At 36.3% G+C, this 1,129-nt stretch carries 3 protein-coding genes; all 3 read right to left on the bottom strand.

The features are described from left to right. Positions 1-36 precede the first annotated feature (36 nt). The 3 genes from nadS to CDA10_RS16675 all read right to left on the bottom strand — a co-directional run bounded on the left by nadS (position 37) and on the right by CDA10_RS16675 (position 934). Entirely contained in the window at positions 37-309 is a 273-nt protein-coding gene (gene nadS / locus CDA10_RS16685; RefSeq protein WP_004896911.1) for a NadS family protein, read from the bottom strand. Further along, positions 302-622 carry a type II toxin-antitoxin system RelE/ParE family toxin gene (locus CDA10_RS16680; protein WP_005404023.1) on the bottom strand — a complete coding sequence of 107 codons (321 nt, stop codon included), beginning with the start codon at positions 620-622 and terminating at the stop codon, positions 302-304. The genes nadS and CDA10_RS16680 overlap by 8 nt, the downstream gene beginning before the upstream one ends. Before the next feature lie 114 nt (positions 623-736). Beyond that, positions 737-934, bottom strand: a complete 198-nt coding sequence (locus CDA10_RS16675) for a hypothetical protein (RefSeq protein WP_005404024.1) — start codon at positions 932-934, stop codon at positions 737-739. Between the last annotated feature and the right edge of the window lie 195 nt (positions 935-1,129).

Raw genomic sequence — 1,129 nt, 5'->3', positions numbered from 1 at the left:
CGACAGGATGTCGGGGTTTTTTATTATCTAAACTTTTTAAATTAGGGTTGGATGGGCATCCAGAATGCGAATTAGAGTCGCTGCAGGACCAGTCGGATAGCGACGGCCTTGTTCCCAGTTTTGTAGGGTTCTCGCGCTAATATGCAAACGTGCAGCAAATTCAGCTTGGGTTAAGCCTGTTTTCTCACGTACTTCTTTAATATCTGGTAATTCAAGCTCAGTCACTCGGCTTGCTTTCATTTCATTGCGTTTGATAGCACCAGCTTCTTTAATCGAAGCAACCAAGTCATCAAATAAGTTGTTATCCATGAAATTGCTCCTTCACTAATTGACGCAAGATCGATGTTTCTTTATCAGTCAGGTTATCTTTTACTGACTTTGGATAAGCCACCAGAAAAAAGATCTGATCATCTTCTGTGACCCAATAATAGATCACCCGGATACCACCACTTTTACCCTTATTGCCTTGAGCACAACGTACTTTACGAATGCCACCGCCATTCTTGATTAAGTCACCTTTATCAGGTTGTACCAAGAGATCCTGCTGAAGCTGACGATACTCTTCATCATTCACAAGCTCTTTAATTTGCTTGGTAAAAATACTGGTTTCAATAAATAACATAGGTTGAAGTACGTCAATGGCGTATAAGAATTTTAGCAGTTTTTACATAAAAAAACGAGAGCTTTGAGCTCTCGTTTCGCACGATCAATATCGTATTAGTTTTAACAATAGTATTTATAAAATTTTAAAAATTTTTCCACTTAAAGTACTTTGGAAAAACATTTCGAAACTAGGTCGAATATCTTCTCCATCAACAGTGATATGTTTTATATTCGAGTGAGATTTCGTATCGGCAAACTGATGATCTACTGTTGCTTGAATAGCGTGTTTAACCCCAAACTGATCTTTTACGCTGAGATTCTGTTTAAACATATATATTCCCTTAATAAAATTATAGTGGTAGAAATCTACCCAAATTTTTAATGCTTATTGATATTGGCTCTAAGCAACTTTATGACTTAATTTAAATAGCTGATTTAAAGAAGTGTAAAATGTACGGCCATCCAAATTTAAATCAACCTCGATTCCAGATGAAAGAAGGACTCTTTTACCTACTTCGATTTTTTT

This window comes from Acinetobacter piscicola, from assembly GCF_002233755.1.
Lineage (GTDB): Bacteria > Pseudomonadota > Gammaproteobacteria > Pseudomonadales > Moraxellaceae > Acinetobacter > Acinetobacter piscicola.
The sequence above is the reverse complement of the archived record's forward strand: the minus strand, read 5'-3'. Positions and strand labels throughout refer to the sequence as shown.

Coding starts and splice junctions, on each gene's coding strand:
- nadS (WP_004896911.1), bottom strand. CDS start 309: ATGGATAACAACTTATTTGATGACTTGGTTGCTTCGATTAAAGAAGCT.
- CDA10_RS16680 (WP_005404023.1), bottom strand. CDS start 622: ATGTTATTTATTGAAACCAGTATTTTTACCAAGCAAATTAAAGAGCTT.
- CDA10_RS16675 (WP_005404024.1), bottom strand. CDS start 934: ATGTTTAAACAGAATCTCAGCGTAAAAGATCAGTTTGGGGTTAAACAC.